Source organism: Celeribacter indicus, from assembly GCF_000819565.1.
Classification (GTDB): domain Bacteria; phylum Pseudomonadota; class Alphaproteobacteria; order Rhodobacterales; family Rhodobacteraceae; genus Celeribacter; species Celeribacter indicus.
Map to the genome: position 1 here is coordinate 1,570,815 of NZ_CP004393.1, position 19,505 is coordinate 1,590,319.

Consider the following 19,505-nt stretch of genomic DNA (forward strand, 5'->3'; position numbering starts at 1 on the left):
CGCGCGCCTGCGGTCGCGCCCGCTCAGGCCCCGGTCAAACGACGGTCAGGCGTTGGCGGCGCGGATCTGTTCCGCCTTCTCGCGGTCGAAGGCGACGCCCTTGTCGGCGAAGACCTGGTCGAGCTCGCCCGACAGGGTCATCTCCGTGATGATGTCGCAGCCGCCGACGAACTCGCCCTTGACATAGAGCTGCGGGATGGTCGGCCAGTCGGAGAAGTCCTTGATCCCCTGGCGGATGGCCTCGTCGGCAAGGACGTTGACGTCGAGATAGTCGACGCCCATGAAATTCAGCACGCCCGCGACGCGGGAGGAAAACCCGCATTGCGGCATGAGCTTCGTGCCCTTCATGAAGAGAACGACATCGTTCTCGTCGACGGTTTTCTGGATGGTCTCCTGGGCGGTCATGTCGATGATCCTTTCGGCCCGTGGCGGGCGGATTAGTCCGGCGAACGGGTGGTGAGCGCAAGCGCGTGCAATTCGCCGCTGTCGAGCTTGTCGCGGATGGCGGCATTCACCGCGCGCTGTTGCTGCACACGATTCATGCCCTTGAAGGAGGGGTCCACCACCTCGGCGGCGAAATGCTGGCCGTCGTCGCCCTGGACGGTGATCCGGGCGTTCGGGAAAGCCTCACGGATGAGGTGCTCGATATCGGCGGCGGTGATGGCCATGCGGGGACGCTCCTCGGCGGTTCTGTCTTCGTGGCTGAATGTAGGAGAGGCAGGCGTCCGCTGCAAGCCGCTAGCGGGCGGCGAAGGGCGCGAGCCGGTCGAGGAAGGCGGCGTAGCCGGCGGCGAGCGCATCGCTGTCCGACCAGAGCCGCGCACATCTGCGCAACAGCCGCAGGCGCTCCGCCTCGAGCTCCGGCGGCAGGTCCATCGCGCCGGCCTCCACAAGCTGCGCCATGCGTTCGTGCAGGGGTTTGAGCGCCGCGAAATCGCGCAGCATCGCCGGCAGGAGCGTCGGATCCTCGCGCCAGCTCTCGCCGTTGAAGCGCATCTGCACCACGCGCTGCCCCGCCCCGGCACAGTCGTAGAGCACGCAGCCCGGATTGCCGCTCTCCGCGAGCCGGTCATGGATCGCGCAGAGGTGGCCTTCGAGGTTCGGGCAGGGCGCGCCCGCGGGCTTGTCGAAGGCGAAGAGCTCGCCCTTCTCGAGCCTGAGGCCGACGCAGCACAGCGCGGCGCACCGGCTGCAATCGGAGGTAAGATCGGGCAGGTCGGGCAGGTCGGTCATGGCCGTGACCTTACCACGAAAGGCCCGCGGGGTGCGGGCCTTTGACTGAGTATTTGGGGCACAAAGGAGACTCAGCCGAAGATCTCGCCGAAGGTGCCGCGGTAGAGGGCGGACAGGTCGGACAGCGGCGCCTCCGAGCCGTCGAACCTCACCGTGTCGCCGCCGAACCGGCCGACCGTGGCGACGGGCACGCCCGCCTGGCCGGCGGCGACCATCAGCGCCTCGGCCTGGTCGAAGGAGCAGGCGACGAGATAGCGCGCCTGGTCCTCTCCGAAGAGCGTCGCGGTGTCGCCGCTCTCCAGCGTGACGCCGAGGCCGGCATCCTCGGCCATCTCGAAGGCGGCAAGCGCGAGGCCGCCGTCGGAGAGGTCGGTGACGGCGGAAAAGAGCGCGCGGTTGGCGCGGACGAACTCGCCGTTGCGCTTCTCGGCGGCGAGATCCACATGCGGCGCGTCGCCGTCCTCGCGGTTGAACACCTCGTAAAGCAGGGCGGACTGGCCGAGGTGGCCGGCGGTCTCGCCGATCAGCACGGCGATGTCGCCCGGCCGCGGCTGGCCCTGGATGAGATCCCCGGCGGAGGCGATGAGGCCGACCGCGCCGATCGTGGGCGTGGGCAGGATCGCCTCGCCGTCGGTCTCGTTGTAGAGCGACACGTTGCCGGAGACGATCGGCATGTCGAGGAAGGCGACCGCCTGGCCGATGCCGTCCAGCGCGCCGACGAACTGGCCCATGATCTCCGGCTTTTCGGGATTGCCGAAATTGAGGTTGTCGGTGGTCGCGAGCGGTTTCGCCCCCACGGCGGTGAGGTTGCGATAGGCTTCGGCCACGGCCTGCTTGCCGCCCTCGACCGGGTTGGCGCGCACGTAGCGCGGGGTGACGTCGGAGGTGAAGGCGAGCATCTTCTCCGTGCCGTGCACCCGGATCACCCCGGCGCCGAGCCCCGGCCGGCGCACGGTGTCGGCCATCACCTGCGTGTCGTATTGTTCGTAGACCCAGCCCCTGGAGGCGTAGTTGGGCGAGGAGATCAGCCCCCTGAGCCCGTCGATCGGGTCGATCTGCGGCACCTCGGCAAGCGGCTCCGCCACCGGCGTCGGCACCCAGGGGCGGTCGTATTCCGGCGCGGAGGAGGCGAGGGTGGAGAGCGGCAGGTCGGCCATGCAGCGGCCGTCGTGCATGATGAGGAAGCGGTCCTCCGAAATCGTCTCGCCCACGATGGCGAAATCGAGATCCCATTTCTCGAACACGGCGCGGGCCTCGGCCTCCTTCTCGGGCTTGAGCACCATGAGCATGCGCTCCTGGCTTTCCGACAGCATCATCTCGTAGGCGGTCATGCCCGTCTCGCGCTGCGGCACGTTCTCGAGATCGAGGCGGATGCCGAGCCCGCCCTTGTCGCCCATCTCCACGGCCGAACAGGTGAGGCCCGCCGCGCCCATGTCCTGGATCGAGATCACCGCGCCGGTCTGCATCAGTTCGAGCGTCGCCTCCATCAGCCGTTTCTCGGTGAACGGGTCGCCGACCTGGACGGTGGGGCGCTTCTCCTCGATCGTGTCGTCGAATTCGGCCGAGGCCATCGTCGCGCCGCCGACGCCGTCGCGGCCGGTCTTCGCGCCGAGGTAGACGACGGGCATGCCGACGCCGGAGGCCGCCGAGTAGAAAATCCTGTCCGCGTCCGCCAGGCCGGCGGCAAAGGCGTTCACGAGGCAGTTGCCGTTATAGGCGGCGTGGAAGCGCACCTCGCCGCCCACGGTCGGCACGCCGAAACAGTTGCCGTAGCCGCCGACGCCCTCGACGACGCCATGGACGAGCTGCCTGGTCTTCCGGTGCTCCTTCGTGCCGAAGGAGAGCGAATTCATCGCCGCGACCGGGCGCGCGCCCATGGTGAAGACGTCGCGCAGGATGCCGCCGACGCCGGTCGCGGCGCCCTGGTAGGGCTCGATATAGGAGGGGTGGTTGTGGCTCTCCATCTTGAAGACCACGGCCTGACCGTCGCCGATATCCACGACGCCGGCATTCTCGCCGGGGCCGCAGATCACCTGCGGACCGGTGGTGGGCAGGGTGCGCAGGTGTTTCTTCGAGGATTTGTAGGAACAGTGTTCGTTCCACATCGCCGAAAAGATCCCGAGTTCGGTGAAGCTCGGTTCGCGGTTCAGGATACGCAGGATCCGGGCGTATTCCTCCGGCTTGAGGCCATGGGCGGCGATGATCTCTTCGGTGATGGCAGGTTCGGTCATGGATTCCCCTCGGGCGGCAGTCGTCATGCTCGCGCTCTCTTAGGGCATGGCGGGCATCGGGAAAAGGGGGAAGGCATCTGCGGTGCCGAAAGGGAGCACAGGCGGGGGAGAGGCGGGGGAGAGGGCGCCGGCGCAAAAAAAAGGCCGAGCAAAGCTCGGCCCAAGTCCAACAGGGAGGTAAAACCGCCATGAGTTGCCTCATCCGGCGGCTTCAATGATGCATTTAGGGGCGGTTTGTGAACGGTTCAAGGATTTTCGCCCCTGCGCGGCGCAATGCCGCTATGCAGGGATTGCATATCCCTTGCAGACAAGGGCGAAAGCGCCGGTCCGGGCGGCCCCCCGGCGGAGGCGGCGGGGACCCGCGCCCGCGCGTTCAGAAATCCTCGTCCTCGCGCATCTGGCGGCGATGGGCGTTGATCTCTTCGGTGATGAAGTCGCGGAAGACCTCGACCCGCTTCGAGTGCCGCAATTCCTCGGGATAGGCGAGGAAGACGGGGACTTCGCCGCTTTCCACGTCGGGCAGGACGCGCACGAGGTTGGGCGAGCTCTCGACGAGGTAATCGGGCAGCACGCCGATGCCGAGGTGGTTCAGCACCGCCTGCAACACCCCGAAATAGTTGTTCACGAAAAGCTTCGAGCGGATGTCGTATTCGTTGAGCTCCTCGACGAGCCGCGCGCCGGCGGCGACCTGCGGCGCGTTCGGGTTCTGGCAGATCAGCCGGTGATGGGCGAGGTCGGCCATCGTCTCCGGCATGCCGTGGGCGTCGATGTAATGCTGGGTCGCGAACAGCCGCATGCGGATGTTCATCAGGCGCTTGCGGATGAGGTCGGCCTGGGACGGCTCCTTCATGCGGATGGCGATATCGGCCTCGCGCATCGGCAGGTCGAGCACGCGCTCCTCGAGCATCAGGTCGATCTTGAGATCCGGGTACTTGTCATAGAGCTTCGACAGGCGCGGGGCGAGCCAGAGCGTGCCGAAGCCGGTGGCGGTGGTGACGCGCAACTCGCCATAGACCTCCTCCTCGCTGTCGCGGATCCGCGCGGCGGCGGCTTCGAGCCGCTTGGCCATGGCGCGGGTCGCCTCGAACAGGAGTTCGCCCTGTTCGGTCAGGATCAGGCCGCGGGCGTGGCGGTGGAACAGCGTCGTGCCGAGCGATTCCTCGAGCGCGCGGATCTGGCGGGAGACGGCGGACTGGCTCAGATGCAGGATGTCGCCGGCATGGGTGAGCGAGCCCGCATCGGCCACCGCGTGAAAAATTCTCAGTTTGTCCCAGTCCATACTCTCACCCTGTTCCCTGTGCCCGGTCCTCCTCGGGCGCGGTCATCATACGACGAGACCACGGCCGCGCGAGGCAATTCGGGCGCTTCATTCTGGTTTTTTGCGCGGATCGCAAGGCGCAGTCGGGACGCTAACACGATTTTATGAAGACAGTCTGCACGATTGCCGGAATTTCGGGCAGGCGGACAAATTGTCCCGGTCCGTCCCGCCGGTGTAGGATGGGGCGAGGCGAGGAGACCGGACAGGCATGCGGACACACACAGGCGGGCAGGACGGGCCGTCGGCACGGCAGATCGCGCGCGACATCACCTATGCGCATTCCGCGCGGAGCCGGACGGGGCGCGTGCTCATCCGGCTGATGGAGAACGCGACCGGGCGGATGGCGCTGATCCGGCGGGCCGAGGGCTACGACCGCGAGGTGGCGGCGGGACGCGATTTCTGGGCGGTGATGGTGGAGCGATACGGGCTCGAGCTCGAGATCGCGCGCGGGCGGCTCGACGACATCCCGCGCGAGGGGCCGCTGGTCGTGGTCGCCAACCATCCCTACGGCATTCTCGATGGGCTGATGCTGGGCCATATCCTGTCGGTCCGGCGGCCGGAGTTCCGCATCCTCGCGCATCGCGTCTTCAGGAAGGCGGAGGATCTCGAGCGGGTCATCCTGCCGGTCTCCTTCGAGGAGACGAAGGAGGCGGTGGCGCTCAACCTCGCCACGCGCAGGGCGGCGGTGGATCTGCTGGGCGCGGGCGGCTGCATCGGGATCTTTCCGGGCGGCACCGTCTCCACGGCGGCGCGGCCGCTGGGGCGGCCGATGGATCCGGGCTGGCGGGCCTTCACCGCGAAGATGGTGGCGAAATCCGGGGCGACGGTGGTGCCGGTCTATTTCGACGGCGCGAATTCCCGGCTCTTCCAGCTTGCGAGCCACCTGCACGGCACGCTGCGCATGGGGCTCCTGATCCGGGAATTCCGCGCCCGCACCGGCGCGCCGGTCCGGGTCGCGATCGGGCGTCCGATCCCGGCGGCGGAGCTTGCGCGTTTCCGCGGCGATCCGAAAATGCTTATGGATTTTCTGCGCGCCGAGACCTATGCGTTATCTCCGACGCCTCTGGCCGACCCCGGCCTTGGCTTCGAGTTCGAGGAAAAACATCGGCCGGGCGCACGCGGCAGGGCGGGCGGGGCGCCGAGAAAGGGCCTGAAGGACCGGTATTGAGATGGCAGTGGGCATTTTCGACAGTGGACTGGGCGGGCTGACCGTGCTCGACGCGGTGACGAAGCGGTTGCCGGAGGTGCCTTTCGTCTATTTCGCCGACAGCGCCCATGCGCCCTATGGCGTGCGCACGGCGGACGACATCTATGCGCTGACCACGCGGGCGGTCGAAAGGCTCTGGGAGGAAGGCTGCGACCTCGTCATCCTCGCCTGCAACACCGCCTCGGCGGCGGCGCTGCGGCGGATGCAGGAAAGCTGGATCCCGCGCGAGAAGCGGGTGCTCGGCGTCTTCGTGCCGCTGATCGAGGCGCTGACCGAACGGCACTGGGGCGACAATTCCCCGCCGCGCGAGGTGGCGGTGAAACATGTCGCGCTCTTCGCCACGCCCGCGACCGTGGCCTCCCGTGCCTTCCAGCGCGAGCTCGCCTTCCGCGCGATCGGCGTGGATGTGGAGGCGCAGGCCTGCGGCGGCGTGGTCGATGCGATCGAGGACGGCGACCTGATCCTCGCGGATGCGCTGGTGCGGTCCCATGTCGACGCGCTCCGGCGCAAGATGCCCCATCCCGACGCGGCGATCCTCGGCTGTACCCATTATCCGATGATGGAGGAGGCGTTCAAGGACGCGCTCGGGCCGGAGGTCACCGTCTACAGCCAGGCGAGCCTCGTCGCCGCGAGCCTCGCCGACTACCTGCAACGCCATCCCGGCATGCTCGGCAGCGGGACGCAGGGCAAGTTCCTCACCACCGGCGACCCGGTGAAGGTCGGCCGCGGCGCGACGCAGTTCCTGCGACGAAAGGTCGATTTCGTGAAGGTCTGACCGCCGGACCGCGTCCCCTTCTTGCGACATGCCACCGCAATCCCCAGTTTTATGGCCCGATCCTGACCTGGATCAAAGGCAACGGGCCCGACAATATGAAAGAGCACCTCATGACCAGGAAAATCGCCATTCTCGGAGCCTCGGGCTATACCGGAGCCGAACTCGTCCGACTGATCGCCACCCATCCCGAGATGGAGATCGTGGCGCTCTCGGGCGACCGCAAGGCCGGCATGGCAATGGCAGAGGTCTATCCGCATCTGCGCCACATGGACCTGCCGGAGCTGTGCAGGATCGAGGAGATCGACGTCGCGGGCGTCGATCTGGTGTTCTGCGCCCTGCCGCATGCGACCTCGCAGGCGGTGATCGGCGCGCTTCCCGCAGAGGTGAAGGTGGTGGACCTCTCCGCCGATTTCCGGCTGCGCGATCCCGCGGCCTACGAGGCCTGGTATGGCAAGCCGCATTCCGCCCCGGAGCTCCAGAAGGAGGCCGTCTACGGCCTCACCGAATTCTACCGGGAGGAGATCCGCGGCGCGCGGCTCGTCGCCGGCACGGGCTGCAACGCGGCGACGGGACAGTTCATCCTGCGCCCGCTGATCGCCGCCGGGGTGATCGACCTCGACCAGATCATCCTCGACCTGAAGGTCGCCGTCTCGGGCGCGGGCCGCTCGCTCAAGGAGCACCTGCTGTTCGGGGAGCTGCACGACAATGTCTTCGGCTATTCCCTCGGCGGCCGGCACCGGCACCTGGGCGAATTCGACCAGGAATTCTCCCGCGTCGCCGGGCGCGAGGTGAAGATCCAGTTCACCCCGACGCTCATCCCCGCGACCCGCGGCATCCTCGCCACCGCCTATGTGCAGGGCGAGGCCGGGGCGGTGCATTACGCGCTCGCGGATGCCTATATGAACGAACCGTTCATCAAGGTGCTTCCTTTCGGCGCAGCCCCCTCGATGAAGGATGTGCGGGCCTCCAATTTCTGTCATATTGGCGTGGTCGAGGACCGGATTCCGGGGCGCACCATCGTCGTCGGGACGCTCGACAACCTCACGAAGGGCTCTTCGGGGCAGGCGATCCAGAACGCCAACCTGATGCTCGGACTCGAGGAGACGGCGGGGCTCATGGCCGCGCCCGTCTATCCGTAGGAGATTTTGGAGACAGCCATGGCCGGTTTGAAGAACCTCAAGAAGAAACGCCGCATCCAGATCTTCGCGGTGGCCGCGGTGGCGCTCGCGCTGTCCACCGCGATGATCGGCTATGCGATGCGCGACGGGATCAACCTGTTCCGCTCCCCCACCCAGGTGGCCGAGGAGCCGCCGCGCGAGGGCGAGATCTTCCGCCTGGGCGGGCTCGTCGAGGACGGCTCCCTCGTGCGCGGCGCCGGGACGGAGGTGCGCTTTTCCGTCACCGACGGCGGCGCGACGGTGCCGGTGCGCTTCACCGGCGTGCTGCCCGATCTCTTCGGGGAGAATCAGGGCATGATCGGCACCGGCACGCTGGTCGAGGGCGTGTTCGTCGCCTCGGAGATCCTGGCCAAGCATGACGAGACCTACATGCCCAAGGAAGTGATGGACGCGCTCAAGGAACAGGGCGTCTACAAGTCCCCCGACGCCCCCGAAAGCTGAATCTCGCGTCCTGGATAAGGATCCGTTTAAAGCCCGCGCGCTCTGGTTCGCGGGCGTTAACCTTTTTGCGCGATGCTTGTCTCATCAACTGGTGGGACAGAGGCAATGCAGACAGTTCAGCAGATCGCAGATGACATCATCGCGCGGGAGGGCGGGTTCGTGAACGATCCCGACGATCCGGGCGGGGCGACGAAATACGGCGTGACCATCGGCACGATGCGCGCGCTGGGCATGGATCTCGACGGCGACGGGCGGGTGACGGAGGGCGACCTGCGCAAGCTCACCCGCGAGGGGGCGCGCGACATCTTCGTCGAACATTACTTCCGCCGCCCGCGGATCGACGAATTGCCGCCGCTGCTCCAGGCGAGCGTCTTCGACATGTATGTGAACGCGGGGGCGAATGCGGTGCGCATCCTCCAGCGCCTTCTGAACGACATGGGGCAGGGGATCGCCGTGGACGGCCTCATCGGGCCGAAGACCATCGAGGCCGCCCTTCTCGCGCAATCGCTTGCGCCGCATCACCTCGCGGATGCCTACGGGATCGCCCGGCGCAACTACTATTATGCCCTCGCCGACCGCCGCCCGGCCTCGCGCAAATACGCGCGCCGGCGCGACGGCGGCAAGGGCGGCTGGATCCGCCGGGCAGAGGAGTTCATCTCCCCGCGCTATCACCTGACGGAGGCCGAGCATGCCGCACGGGTGGCGCCATGGGGCTGATCGGACGCATCTTCGAGCTGATGTTCGGCGACGGACGCAATGTCGTGAAGGACACGGCGGAGGTCTTCTTCGAGAATGCCGAAGGCGCGGCGGACCGCGAGGCGGGCCACCGAAAGGCGGCGATGGAGCAGTTCGCCGCCGAATTCGCCGCACCGCGCACGGGGTATTTCGACCGCGTCATGGACGCGCTCAACCGCGTGCCGCGCCCGCTCATGGCCTTCGGCACGATCGGGCTCTGCATCTCGGCCATGGTCGACCCGATCTGGTTCGCCTCCCGGATGCAGGGCATCGCCCTCATTCCCGAACCGATGTGGTGGCTCCTGGGCACCATCGTCTCCTTCTATTTCGGTGCGCGCTATCAGGTGAAGTCGCAGGAATTCCAGCGCTCCGTCGCGGCGACGATGGCGCAGGCGCCGGTGGTGAAGGCCAATCTCGCCGCGCTGAGGGCGCTCGGGGCGGGGGCGGAGGGCGCGGGACCGCCCGTTTCCGGCGCCGGGGCGGAGGCGGGCGACCTGCCCGGCGCCGGGGCCGCCAATCCCGCGCTCGCCGCCTGGCGGGAGGGACGGGGATGACCGACGCTCTCGTGCTGGCCCTCACCGAACAGGGGCCCTGGGCGCTGCTGGTGGTCTTCCTGCTGCACCGCGACCTGCAACGCGATCACGCGACCCGCGCGACGCTCGACAAGAACACCCAGATCCTCGTGGAGATGACCACGATGATCCGCGAACGCCTGCCGAGGGGGTGAGCCGATGACATGCCTTGCACGCCGGCTCGCCGGCCTCGTGAGAGACCTCCTGTCCGGGCCTTCGCTCGTCCGGGCGCTGAGACGAAACCGCGAGGCGGCCGATGCGCTCGATGCCGCCGTGAGGGAGATGTTGACCCCATGAGACAGCTCGTTTCGCTTTACGCCCTGGTCCTGAGCGCCAGCGCCCTCGCCATGCGCGGCCTCGGCTACGAGGCGGCGATGCTCCTGGCCTACGGGACGATCGCGCTCATGGCGCTGATGATCTCCGCCACCTTCCTGTGGCTGTGGCAGCTGCGCGCGACGCCGCTCGCGCTCGGCATGTCGCTCTCCTGGGCCGGATCGGGGCTCACGATCGGCTGGTGGTGGCTCCTCGAGATCGCGGACCATCCCGCCTGGGGACAGGAGGCGGCCGCGCTCTTCGTCGTCCTGTCGATCCTGATCTGCGGCGCCGTCCTTCACTTCGCGGTGATCCAGGGCACGTTCGGCCTCAGGGGTGGGGCCTTCCTCGTGCCGGTCCTGGCGGCGGCGCTCGTCTCCTTCGGGGTGGTCCTGCTCCTGTAGCGTCGGAGCGGACGGGGAAAGGAGACAGGGAGAGGGGCCCGCGCGGTCCCTCTCCCGCGCAGGCGCAGGCCTGTACGCCGGCCCTTGCGACATCGGCGCGCAGCCCATTGGCGAGGCCGGGCAATTCCGTGTAGAACATCAGACAAAGAGGAGATCCCCGATGATCGTGGAACTTGGACATTTCGCCCTCGTGCTGGCCTTCTTCGTGGCCGTGGTCCAGACCGTGCTGCCGCTCTGGGGCGCACAGACCGGCCGGCGCGCGCTGATGGCGGCCGGCGAACCCGCGGCGATGGTGCAGCTCGCGCTCATCGCCTTTTCCTTCTGCGCGCTGACCTATGCCTTCGTCACCTCGGATTTCTCGCTGAGGGTGGTGGTCGAGAATTCGCATACGCTCAAACCCATGCTCTACAAGGTCGCCGGCGTCTGGGGCAACCACGAGGGCTCGATGCTCCTCTGGGTGCTGATCCTCGCGCTCTTCGGCGGCGCGGCGGCGCTGTTCGGCGGCAACCTGCCCGTGACGCTGCGCGCCCGCGTCCTCGGCGTCCAGGCCGCGATCGGGGTCGCCTTCCTCGCCTTCATCCTCTTCACCTCCAACCCGTTCCAGCGCCTCGCCATGCCGCCGATGAACGGGCAGGATCTCAACCCGCTCCTCCAGGATCCCGGCCTGGCCTTCCACCCGCCCTTCCTCTACCTCGGCTATGTCGGGCTCTCGATGACCTTCTCCTTCGCCGTCGCCGCCCTGCTCGAGGGCCGGGTGGACGCCGCCTGGGGCCGCTGGGTGCGGCCCTGGACGCTCGCGGCCTGGGTCTTCCTCACCATCGGCATCGCGCTCGGGTCGTGGTGGGCCTATTACGAACTCGGCTGGGGCGGGTTCTGGTTCTGGGATCCGGTGGAAAACGCCTCCTTCATGCCCTGGCTCTTCGCCGCCGCCCTGCTGCATTCCGCCATCGTCGTCGAGAAACGCGAAGCGCTGAAAAGCTGGACCATCCTGCTCGCGATTCTCGCCTTCGGCTTCTCGCTGATCGGCACCTTCCTCGTGCGCTCGGGCGTCATCACCTCGGTCCACGCCTTCGCCAACGATCCCGAACGCGGCGTCTTCATCCTGCTGATCCTCGCGGTCTTCATGGGCGGGGCGCTCACCCTCTTCACCCTGCGCGCCTCCGCGATGCAGGCCAAGGGCGTCTTCTCCATGGTCTCGCGGGAAAGCGCGCTCGTCATCAACAACATCCTGCTCGCCGTCGCGGCCTTCGTCGTCTTCATCGGCACGATCTGGCCGCTCGTCGCCGAAGCCTTCTGGGACCGCACGCTCTCGGTCGGCGCGCCCTTCTTCAACGCGGCCTTCACGCCCTTCTTCACCGCCCTCGCGATCATCCTGCCCGTGGGCGCGATCCTGCCGTGGAAACGCGCGCGCCTCGGCGCCACGGCGAAAAAGCTCATCCCCTCCCTGATCCTCGCCCTCGCCGTGCTGGGCCTCGTCTGGGCGATCCAGACGCAGCAGACCCTGCTCGGCCCGATCGGCCTCGCGCTCGGCACATGGCTCGTCGCGGGGGCGGTGCAGGACCTGCTGCTGCGCACCGGCCGGCGCCCGAACCTCGGCCGGCTCACCCGCCTGCCGCGCGCCGACTGGGGCCGGCTGTTCGCCCATGGCGGGCTCGGCATCACCATGATGGGCATCGCCGGGCTGACCGCCTGGACGGTCGAGGACATCCGCGTGGTGCAGGAGGGCGACAGCTTCGAGGTCGCGGGCTACACCATCGCGCTCGATGCGGTCGAGCGCCGGCAGGGGCCGAACTACGTCACCACCATGGCGACGATACAGGTGTTCGACGGCGACAGGCGCGTCGCCACCCTCCACCCGGAGAAACGCTCCTACCCGGTGGCGCAGATGCCGACGACCGAGGCGGGAATCGACAACGGCTTCTGGCGCGACGTCTACCTCGTGATCGGCGACGTCCAGGCGAATGGCGGCTGGGCGGTGCGCACCTATATCAAGCCGCTCGCGAACTGGATCTGGGGCGGCGCGATCATCATGGCGCTCGGCGGCGTGCTCTCGCTCACCGACCGCCGCTACCGCGTCGCCGCGGGCGCGCGCAAGGCCGCGCCGGCCCCGAGGGAGGTGCCTGCCGAATGAAACGCCTCCTCCTCGTCCTGATGCTCTGCCTCGCCGCCCCGCTTCACGCGGTCCAGCCCGAGGAGATGCTCGACGACCCGGCGCTCGAGGCGCGGGCGCGCGACATCTCGCAGGGCCTGCGCTGCCTCGTCTGCCGCAACGAGAACATCGACGAATCGAACGCGGAACTCGCGAAGGACCTGCGCCTGCTCGTGCGCGAGCGGCTCGTGGCGGGCGACACGAACGAGGAGGCGGTGGACTATATCGTCGACCGCTACGGCGAATACGTGCTGCTGAAACCGACGCTCACCGGCGCCAACAAGCTCCTCTGGATCGCGGGCCCGGCGATGCTGCTCGTCGCGCTCGGCATCGGCTTCGCCTTCATCCGCCGCCGCGGCCATGCGCCCGAACAGGCCGATCTCACCGAGGAGGAGGAGAAACGCCTCCGGTCGCTGCTGAACGACTAGGCTTTTTGCTGCTCCAAATACTCATGACCCGGCCGCCGCGCGCGCCCCGGCCGGGCGCGGGCGCCCCCGACAGACGCCCGATGCCCGCACCATGGACCCATGAAATCCCTGCGTGACGGGGCGTTCCGCTTTCCAAGCGCCGGCCGATCCCTATCCTGAGGGCGACCAGGCGAGGGAGGATATCCGCATGCAGTACGAGACCATTCGCGTCGCGCGCGAGGACGGGGTTGCCGTCGTGACGCTCGACCGCCCGGCGGTGCGCAACGCGCTCAACACGCAGATGCGGGCGGAGATCACCCATGCGGTGCGCGATGCCGCGGCATCGGCGCGGGTGATCGTGCTCACCGGCGGGGGCCGCGCCTTCTGCTCGGGCCAGGATCTCGGGGACGGGGTGAATGCCGCGACGGCGGATCTCGAACGGACGCTGCGCGACGAATACGAGCCGATGCTGCATGCGATCCACGACAGCCCGGCGCCCACCATCGCCGCGGTCAACGGCGCGGCGGCGGGGGCGGGCGCCTCGCTCGCGCTGGCCTGCGACGTGGTGATCGCGACGCAATCGGCGGTCTTCGTCCAGGCCTTCTCCCGCATCGGCCTGATCCCGGACGCGGGCGGTACCTATGTGCTGCCGCGGCTCGTGGGGCTGGCCCGCGCCATGGGCTCGGCGCTTTTCGCCGACGAGATCTCGGCGGCGCAGGCGATGGCCTGGGGCATGATCTACGAGGCGGTGCCCGACAGCGATTTCGAGGCGCACTGGCGCGCGCGGGCGGCCTATCTGGCCAAGGGGCCGACGGTCGCCTACCGCAATGTGAAACGGGCGATGCACGCGTCCTTCGACAACAGCCTGAAGGACCAGCTTGCGCTCGAGGCAAAGCTCCAGACCCAATGCGGCAGCACCCGCGATTTCAAGGAAGGCGTGCTCGCCTTCCTCGAGAAGCGCAAACCCTCCTACGAGGGACGCTGAGCGCGGCGGGCGCGTCCGGGGGGGCGCGCCGCCGCCTGAGCGTCGCGGTGCGGGTGCCGGTCCCGGCATGAAAAAACCCGGCCGCGAGGCCGGGTTTTCCGTCGGGGCGAGAGCGCCGGCCTCAGCCGCGGTTCTCGATATCCACATAGGGGCGTTCGGTGGCGCCGGTGTAGAGCTGGCGCGGGCGGCCGATCTTCATCGCCGGATCCTCGATCATCTCCTTCCACTGGGAAATCCAGCCGACCGTGCGCGACAGCGCGAAGATCGGGGTGAACATCGAGGTCGGGAAGCCCATCGCCTCGAGGATGATGCCGGAGTAGAAATCCACGTTCGGGAAGAGTTTCTTCTCCGTGAAATACGGATCTTCCAGCGCTTGCTTTTCGAGTTCCTTGGCGACCTGGAGGGTCGGGTTGTTCTCGATGCCCAGAAGCTCCAGAACCTCGTCGGCGGACTGTTTCATCACGGTCGCGCGCGGGTCGAAGTTCTTGTAGACCCGGTGGCCGAAACCCATCAGGCGGAACGGATCGTTCTTGTCCTTGGCGCGGGCGATGAATTCCGGGATGCGGTCCACCGAACCGATCTCGCGCAGCATCTCGAGGCAGGCCTGGTTCGCGCCGCCATGGGCCGGGCCCCAGAGGCAGGCGATGCCCGCCGCGATACAGGCGAAGGGGTTGGCGCCCGAGGAGGAGGCGAGGCGCACGGTGGAGGTGGAGGCGTTCTGCTCGTGGTCGGCGTGGAGCATGAAGATGCGGTCCATCGCGCGGGCGAGGATCGGGTTCACCTCGTATTCCTCCGCCGGGACGGAGAAGCACATGCGCAGGAAGTTCGACGCATAGTCGAGATCGTTGCGCGGATAGACGAAGGGCTGGCCGATCGTGTATTTATAGGCCATCGCGGCGATGGTCGGCATCTTGGCGATCAGGCGGATCGTGGCGACCTCGCGCTGCCAGGGGTCCGAGATGTCGGTGCTGTCGTGGTAGAAGGCGGACATCGCGCCCACGACCCCGACCATGATCGCCATCGGATGCGCGTCGCGGCGGAAGCCGGAGAAGAATTTCAGCATCTGCTCATGCACCATCGTGTGCTTGGTGATGCGGCCTTCGAAATCCTCCATCTGCGCGGCGGTCGGCAGTTCCCCGTAGAGCAGGAGATAGCAGACTTCGAGGAAATGCGACTTTTCGGCGAGGTCGCCGATCGGATACCCGCGGTGCAGCAGCAGGCCCGCCTCGCCGTCGATATAGGTGATCGCACTGTCGCAGGAGGCGGTGGAGGTGAAGCCGGGATCGTAGGTGAACACGTCGGCCTGGCCATAGAGCTTGCGGATGTCGATCACGTCAGGTCCGGCGGTGGGCGAGAGAACGGGAAGCTCGTAGGACTTGCCGTCAAGCGTGAGTGTCGCTGTTTTCTGAGTGTCTGCCATAATCGTTCCTTCGGTTGGCAACGAACGCCCCCGCTCCGCCTTCGCGGGACGCGGATGCGCCGTTGGTGGTCAGGCGGGCACCCGGCTGCCGGGCGCCGTCCAGGCTGGGGATCCGCGGAGGATCCCGAAATTCGTCCCGCGATCCCGCGCCGCGGGGACGGCCGGAGATCCGACCCCCCGTCCGCGGACCCGACCGCTCAGGCCGCGCGTCCCTGCGCCATGAAGTCCTTGAGGCGGGCCAGCGTTTCCTCGCGGCCCAGCACGATCATCATGTCGAGGACGCTGGGGGTGACGGTGCGGCCGGCGAGTGCGGCTCTCAGGGGGCCGGCCACCTTGCCGAACCCGATGTCCTGCGCCTCCATCACCCGGCCGACGGCCTCCTCCAGATCGTCGCGCTTCCAGCTAACATTTTGCAGGTGCGGCGTCAATTCTTCCAGTATACCGTTGGATACAGAGCCGAGCTGTTTCGCGGCTTTCTCGTCGAGATCCACGGGCCGTTCGACCAGGGCGAACCGGGCTTTTTCAAGGAGTTGCGGATAGATCTTTGCCGCGGTCTTGAGAAAGGGCAGGGCTTGCCCAAGACGCGCAAGCTGGCTCTGCATCAATGCGGGTTGACCGCTCGCCTCGAGATACCCGGCGACTTCGCCCAAGATTTCAGCATCTTCCATGATCGCGAGGTGCTGGCCGCAGATATTCTCCAGTTTCTTCGTGTCGAACCGCGCCGGGGCCTTGTTGATTCCCGACAGGTCGAACCACTCCCGCGCCTGATCGTCGGTGAAGAATTCGTCGTCCCCGTGGCTCCATCCGAGCCGCGCGAGGTAGTTGCGCATGCCGGCGGCGGGATAGCCCATGGCCTTGTACTCCGCGACGCCGGTGGCGCCGTGACGCTTCGACATCTTCTTGCCGTCGGGGCCGAAGATCAGCGGGATATGGGCGTAGACGGGCAGGGGCCATTCCATCGCGGCATAGATCAGCATCTGCCGCGCGGCGTTGTTGAGATGGTCGTCCCCGCGGATCACATGGGTCACGCCCATGTCGTGATCGTCGACGACAACGGCGAGCATGTAGGTCGGTGTGCCGTCGGAGCGCAGCACGATCATGTCGTCGAGCTGGTCGTTGCGGATCGTCACATCGCCCTGGACCTCGTCGCGGATCACCGTCACGCCCTCGCGCGGCGCCTTCACGCGGATCGCATAGGGCGCGTCGGGATGGGTCTCGGGCGGGGCGTCGCGCCACGGGCTTTGAAACAGCGTCGAGCGGCCCCCGGCACGGGCGGCCTCGCGGAAGGCCTCGATCTCCTCCTGGGTGGAGAAACACTTGTAGGCCTTGCCCTCCGCGAGCATCTGGCGCGCGACCTCGGCATGGCGGCCGGCGCGGGCGAACTGGCTCACCACCTCGCCGTCATGGTCGAGCCCGAGCCAGTCCATGCCCGCAAGGATGCCCTGCGTCGCGGCCTCGGTCGAGCGCGCGCGGTCCGTGTCCTCGATCCGCAGAAGGAATTTCCCGCCGCGTCCGCGGGCGTAGAGCCAGTTGAACAGGGCCGTGCGGGCGGTGCCGATGTGCATGTCGCCTGTGGGCGAGGGGGCGATGCGGGTGACGACGTCACGGGCGGCGGGGGTCGCGGACATGGGAATGTTAAGCCTTTGGTAACCAGGATGGCGGATGAATGGTGAGAAGGGCATAGGATAACGCGGAAAGGGACACAAGGGTGACAAGGCTGCACCCCCTGCGGAGAGCGGCCGGAGGTCTGCCCGATCTCGTCGAGGCGCAGCGCGGCCGGCTGGTCCTCTGGCTGCCGGTCTGCTTCGGCGGCGGTGTCGGCCTGTTCTTTGCGCTGCCGCACGACCCCGCGCGGGCCACGCTCGCGCTCCTCGCGGTCGCCTTGGCCGCGGCGCTCCTGCTCCTGCGCCGGATGCCGCCGCGCCTCGCGCCGCTGCTGGTCGGCACGCTCGCCTTCGGCCTCGGCTGTCTCGCGGCGGGGCTGCGGACCCATGCGGTCGCGGCCCCGGTGCTGGGCTTTCGCTACCACGGCCCGGTGGAGGGACGGGTGGTCGCGATCGACCGCTCCGCCTCCGACGCGCTGCGCCTCACGCTCGACCGGGTGCGGCTCCGCGACGTGGCGCCGGACCGCACGCCCCTGCGCGTGCGCGTCTCGCTGCATGGCGCGCAGGGCTTCGTCACGCCGGAACCGGGCGCGCGTCTCGGCCTGACGGCGCATCTGTCGCCGCCGCCCGGACCGGCGGAGCCGGGGGGCTTCGACTTCCGGCGCAGCGCGTGGTTCGACCGGCTCGGCGCGGTCGGCTACACCCGCGTGCCGGTGCTGCGGCTCGGTGAGACGGACCGCGGCGCCGCGCTCTGGATCCACCGCCAGCGCCAGGCGCTCTCCGCCGCGCTCCAGACCCGGCTGCCGGGCCAGACCGGCGCCTTCGCCGCCGCGATCCTCACCGGCGACCGCTCCGGCATCGGGGAGGAGACGGCCGAGAGCCTGCGCGCGGCGAACCTGTCGCATCTGCTGGCGATCTCGGGGCTGCACATGGGGCTGCTGACGGGGGCGGTGTTCTTTGCCCTGCGCCTCGCGCTGGCGCTCGTCCCCGGCGCGGCGCTGAAATGGCCGCTCAAGAAGCTGGCGGCGGCGGGCGCGATGGCGGCGGGGCTGTTCTACCTGGCGCTGTCGGGCTGGAACGTGGCGACCGAGCGGGCCTTTGTCATGGTCTGCGTCATGCTCGGCGCGATCCTGATCGACCGTCAGGCGATTTCCCTGCGCGCGGTCGCGCTCGCCGCGCTGCTGATCCTCGCCTTCCGTCCCGAGGTGCTGCCCGAGCCGGGGTTCCAGATGTCCTTTGCCGCGACCACCGCGCTCGTCGCCGTCTTCACCCTGCTGCGCCGGGGGAGCCCGATGGCGCGCTGGCCGAAACCGCTGCGCGGCGTGGCGGCGGTGGTGCTCTCCTCCGCCGTCGCGGGGCTCGCCACCGCGCCCGTCGCCGCCGCGCATTTCAACCGGATCGCGGATTTCGGCCTGATCGCCAACCTCGCCGCCGTGCCCGTCATGGGCGCGCTCATCATGCCCGCCGCGGTGGTCGCGCTGGTGCTTGCGCCCTTTGGCCTGTCGGGCGCGGCGCTCTGGGCGATGGGGCTCGGCATCCGCTGGGTGCTTTTCGTCGCGGCGACCGTCTCCGGCTGGGAGGGCGCGGTGAGCCGCGTTCCCGCCCCGCCGCCGGAAACCCTGCCACTGCTCGCCCTCGGCGGCCTCTTCGTCCTCCTCTGGCGCGGCCGGGTGCGGCTTTTGGGCCTCGCGCCGGTGGTCGCGGGAGTCCTGGCCTGGAGCCTTGCCGAACGGCCGGCGCTGCTCGTTTCCGGGGATGGCGGGCTGGTCGGGCGGATGGGGGCGGAGGGGCGGGCGCTGTCGAAGGCGACGGGCAGCGGCTTTGCCGCCGAAGTCTGGCTCGAGAACGACGGAGACCTGCCGGATCAGGCGATGGCCGCCGCGCGCCCGATGCCGCCGCTCGACATCGGCGGGCTGCGCATCGCCCATGTCACGGGGCGCGGCTGGCAGGCGCGGGCGGCGGCGGCCTGTGCCGCGCAGGATCTGGTGATCGTCAACCGGCTCTGGGAGGGCCCGCCGCCGCCCGGCGGTTGCCTGCTCGCGGATCTCGGCTTCCTGCGGGCGAGCGGTGCGCTTGCCGTCGGGGAAACGCGCGGCGGCGTGCGGCTGCGGACGGCCCAGGCGGCCGCCGGCACGCGGCTCTGGACCGCGCCCGCCCTGCGCGGGCCGGGCGCCCCGTCCGCCGCCGCGGCACAGGCGGCGCTGCCGCAGGGGGCGTCGGGCCTGCTGTTCGATCCCGCCGCCGGGGCGCGGCTGGCCGGGCATTAGGGGAAGCCGTCCCTTGGGCAAGACAGCGCCTCTGGGATCGCCGCGCCTCGGGCGTCAGGCGAGGCCGTCGCGGCGCCCGCGCAGGCCGGGCCGTTGCTGGCTGTGACGTGGCCGGTGTCGTCCGGTTCTATCGCCAGGGCGGGGTGGTCAGGCGTCAGGCGCGGCCGCAAGCCGGACGGGCGTAAGCCGCCGGGGGCGGCTGGCCTTCGCAGGCGGTGACGTGGCTGGTGTCGTCCGGTCCCGCCGGGAGCGCGGGGGTGGTCAGGT

General features: G+C 68.7%; 19 protein-coding genes. 12 read left to right on the top strand and 7 right to left on the bottom strand.

Going from position 1 to position 19,505, the window contains the following annotated elements:
* Positions 1 to 45 precede the first annotated feature (45 nt).
* The 5 genes from grxD to P73_RS07980 all read right to left on the bottom strand — a co-directional run bounded on the left by grxD (position 46) and on the right by P73_RS07980 (position 4,743).
* Positions 46 to 405, bottom strand: coding sequence for a Grx4 family monothiol glutaredoxin (grxD, locus tag P73_RS07960; protein ID WP_043869194.1), 360 nt, complete (start codon positions 403 to 405; stop codon positions 46 to 48).
* Positions 406 to 437: 32 nt separating this feature from the next.
* Entirely contained in the window at positions 438 to 668 is a 231-nt protein-coding gene (locus P73_RS07965) for a BolA family protein (protein WP_043869195.1), read from the bottom strand.
* Positions 669 to 738: 70 nt separating this feature from the next.
* Positions 739 to 1,233, bottom strand: coding sequence for a hypothetical protein (locus P73_RS07970; protein WP_052453111.1), 495 nt, complete (start codon positions 1,231 to 1,233; stop codon positions 739 to 741).
* A 71-nt stretch (positions 1,234 to 1,304) separates the two neighbouring features.
* Positions 1,305 to 3,464 (bottom strand): phosphoribosylformylglycinamidine synthase subunit PurL, encoded by a 2,160-nt coding sequence (gene purL / locus P73_RS07975; protein WP_043869196.1) that lies wholly within the window; start codon positions 3,462 to 3,464, stop codon positions 1,305 to 1,307.
* Between the two features lie 373 nt (positions 3,465 to 3,837).
* Positions 3,838 to 4,743 carry a LysR family transcriptional regulator gene (locus tag P73_RS07980; RefSeq protein ID WP_043869197.1) on the bottom strand — a complete coding sequence of 302 codons (906 nt, stop codon included), beginning with the start codon at positions 4,741 to 4,743 and terminating at the stop codon, positions 3,838 to 3,840.
* A gap of 247 nt (positions 4,744 to 4,990) precedes the next feature.
* Between P73_RS07980 and P73_RS07985 the strand changes: the two genes are divergently transcribed.
* The 11 genes from P73_RS07985 to P73_RS08030 all read left to right on the top strand — a co-directional run bounded on the left by P73_RS07985 (position 4,991) and on the right by P73_RS08030 (position 13,947).
* The gene (locus tag P73_RS07985; RefSeq protein ID WP_052453112.1) at positions 4,991 to 5,950 is read left to right on the top strand and encodes a lysophospholipid acyltransferase family protein; all 960 of its coding nucleotides are present in this window, start codon (positions 4,991 to 4,993) and stop codon (positions 5,948 to 5,950) included.
* A gap of 1 nt (position 5,951) precedes the next feature.
* Complete coding sequence (locus P73_RS07990) at positions 5,952 to 6,764, top strand: glutamate racemase (RefSeq protein WP_043869198.1); 813 nt, start codon at positions 5,952 to 5,954, stop codon at positions 6,762 to 6,764.
* Between the two features lie 110 nt (positions 6,765 to 6,874).
* Entirely contained in the window at positions 6,875 to 7,903 is a 1,029-nt protein-coding gene (gene argC, locus P73_RS07995; protein WP_043869199.1) for an N-acetyl-gamma-glutamyl-phosphate reductase, read from the top strand.
* Positions 7,904 to 7,921: 18 nt separating this feature from the next.
* Entirely contained in the window at positions 7,922 to 8,383 is a 462-nt protein-coding gene (ccmE, locus tag P73_RS08000; RefSeq protein ID WP_043869200.1) for a cytochrome c maturation protein CcmE, read from the top strand.
* A 105-nt stretch (positions 8,384 to 8,488) separates the two neighbouring features.
* The gene (locus tag P73_RS08005; protein WP_043869201.1) at positions 8,489 to 9,100 is read left to right on the top strand and encodes a holin-associated N-acetylmuramidase; all 612 of its coding nucleotides are present in this window, start codon (positions 8,489 to 8,491) and stop codon (positions 9,098 to 9,100) included.
* Positions 9,091 to 9,672, top strand: coding sequence for a holin family protein (locus P73_RS08010; protein WP_043869202.1), 582 nt, complete (start codon positions 9,091 to 9,093; stop codon positions 9,670 to 9,672). The genes P73_RS08005 and P73_RS08010 overlap by 10 nt, the downstream gene beginning before the upstream one ends.
* The gene (locus P73_RS26180) at positions 9,669 to 9,845 is read left to right on the top strand and encodes a hypothetical protein (RefSeq protein ID WP_169747680.1); all 177 of its coding nucleotides are present in this window, start codon (positions 9,669 to 9,671) and stop codon (positions 9,843 to 9,845) included. Before P73_RS08010 ends, P73_RS26180 begins: the two co-directional genes overlap by 4 nt.
* Before the next feature lie 138 nt (positions 9,846 to 9,983).
* Positions 9,984 to 10,406, top strand: a complete 423-nt coding sequence (locus tag P73_RS08015) for a hypothetical protein (protein ID WP_043869203.1) — start codon at positions 9,984 to 9,986, stop codon at positions 10,404 to 10,406.
* A gap of 160 nt (positions 10,407 to 10,566) precedes the next feature.
* On the top strand, positions 10,567 to 12,537 hold the full coding sequence (locus P73_RS08020) for a heme lyase CcmF/NrfE family subunit (RefSeq protein WP_043869204.1): 1,971 nt from the start codon (positions 10,567 to 10,569) through the stop codon (positions 12,535 to 12,537).
* Positions 12,534 to 12,983: a cytochrome c-type biogenesis protein gene (locus P73_RS08025; protein ID WP_043869205.1), complete on the top strand. Its 450-nt coding sequence runs from the start codon at positions 12,534 to 12,536 to the stop codon at positions 12,981 to 12,983. The genes P73_RS08020 and P73_RS08025 overlap by 4 nt, the downstream gene beginning before the upstream one ends.
* A gap of 187 nt (positions 12,984 to 13,170) precedes the next feature.
* Entirely contained in the window at positions 13,171 to 13,947 is a 777-nt protein-coding gene (locus P73_RS08030; protein WP_043869206.1) for an enoyl-CoA hydratase-related protein, read from the top strand.
* A gap of 121 nt (positions 13,948 to 14,068) precedes the next feature.
* Here the strand turns inward: P73_RS08030 and gltA are convergent, their stop codons facing one another.
* Entirely contained in the window at positions 14,069 to 15,367 is a 1,299-nt protein-coding gene (gene gltA, locus P73_RS08035; RefSeq protein ID WP_043869207.1) for a citrate synthase, read from the bottom strand.
* A 197-nt stretch (positions 15,368 to 15,564) separates the two neighbouring features.
* Positions 15,565 to 16,995, bottom strand: a complete 1,431-nt coding sequence (gene gltX / locus P73_RS08040) for a glutamate--tRNA ligase (RefSeq protein ID WP_043869208.1) — start codon at positions 16,993 to 16,995, stop codon at positions 15,565 to 15,567.
* Between the two features lie 80 nt (positions 16,996 to 17,075).
* Here gltX and P73_RS08045 point away from each other — a divergent pair, with 80 nt between their 5' ends.
* Complete coding sequence (locus tag P73_RS08045; protein ID WP_074743139.1) at positions 17,076 to 19,238, top strand: ComEC/Rec2 family competence protein; 2,163 nt, start codon at positions 17,076 to 17,078, stop codon at positions 19,236 to 19,238.
* Positions 19,239 to 19,505 lie beyond the last annotated feature (267 nt).